This is a genomic window from Methanobrevibacter oralis, from assembly GCF_001639275.1.
GTDB classification, from domain to species: domain Archaea; phylum Methanobacteriota; class Methanobacteria; order Methanobacteriales; family Methanobacteriaceae; genus Methanocatella; species Methanocatella oralis.
This window is the reverse complement of sequence record NZ_LWMU01000134.1, coordinates 1-1356: the sequence shown is the minus strand read 5'-3', so window position 1 is coordinate 1356 and position 1356 is coordinate 1. Positions and strand designations below refer to the sequence as shown.

General features: G+C 29.9%; 1 protein-coding gene. It reads right to left on the bottom strand.

Annotation, left to right across the window (positions count from 1 at the left end; genetic code table 11):
- Window positions 1-1341, bottom strand: a 1341-nt coding sequence (locus MBORA_RS09715) for a CDP-glycerol glycerophosphotransferase family protein (RefSeq protein WP_169805478.1), incomplete at its 3' end; no start/stop codon positions are given.
- Between the last annotated feature and the right edge of the window lie 15 nt (window positions 1342-1356).

The window sequence follows — 1356 nt, the reverse complement described above, 5'->3', positions numbered from 1 at the left end:
TTTTTTGATTATTTTTTTTGCGGATTTTCCCTTGCACAAAGAACAGAATCTTTTATAAAACTCATCATATTTAATTTCATATTCATTTACAACATCATCAATATTTCTAATTGCATTAACTAACTCATCATTATTTTTTATAAGAGGACCTGGTAATTCCTTTTCCATATTTAAATATAATCCCCTAACATTTTCAACATAATGATTCAAATCAGGAACAAAAAACAAAATAGGTCTTTTTGAATGAGCATAATCAAAAAACACACTAGAATAATCAGTAATTAAAATATCAGAAATCACATACAACTCCTGAATATCATCATAAACAGACAAATCAAAAACAAAATTTTTCAATTCATCATCAATTCTAAGATTTTCAGAAACTAAATGATGCATCTTTAACAACAAAACATAACCATCATTAAACTCAGCAAACATCCTTTTTAAATCAATTTCCAAATTAAAATAATGCTCCCAAGACTCATTCTGCTCATCATCTTTCCAAGTCGGCGCATAAAGAATAACCTTCTTATCAACAGGAATATTCAACTTAGACTTTAAACTATCCACAAAATCATCACTACAATTAAAGAAAATATCATTAATAGGATAACCATACTCTAAAAACTCTTTATTAAATTTAAAAGCACGCTTAAAAATTTCTGAAGAATACTCATTAGAAGAAATCAAATAATCCCAATTTCTAGACTCACTATAAAAATTCTGCCTACCCTCAACCTCAGGACCAGGAATAGAAATATCAAAACCCAACTTCTTAAGAGGAGTACCATGCCAAGTTTGCAAATAAACATTACCCTGCCTTTTAGTATGAATCGGAAAAATAATATTATTCACCCAATACTTAGCCTTAGCAAGATACTTATAATAATCCCCTGCTTCAAACCTATCAACAATAACCGGATCACCCGGAATAACACCTTTATCCTCACCAGAATAAGCCCAAACAAAAGTATACTTCTTATCCAAACCCATATCCAACATAGCCTCATAAATATACTTAGGATTACCACTATACGATTTACCAAAAAAACTCTCAAAGAAAACCAAATTCTCATCTAAAGACTCACCCAAAGCACGATTATAAATACTACGACCTTTAGCAATAGTATAAGACTTACTCCAAGCAGACTCCGTAGTAACCCACAAAGCAAAAGAATATTTATTTTCAGTAGCATAATAAGAAAAAACATTCCCACCAGAAAACAACTTAATCAAAAAACGATCCTCATCATTCTCAAAACTCTTAAAATTAGACAAATCAATCAAACTCTCATAATAAACATCACCATCATAAACACGAATATAAAAATCCAACCTCAAATTCAAAACCCTATC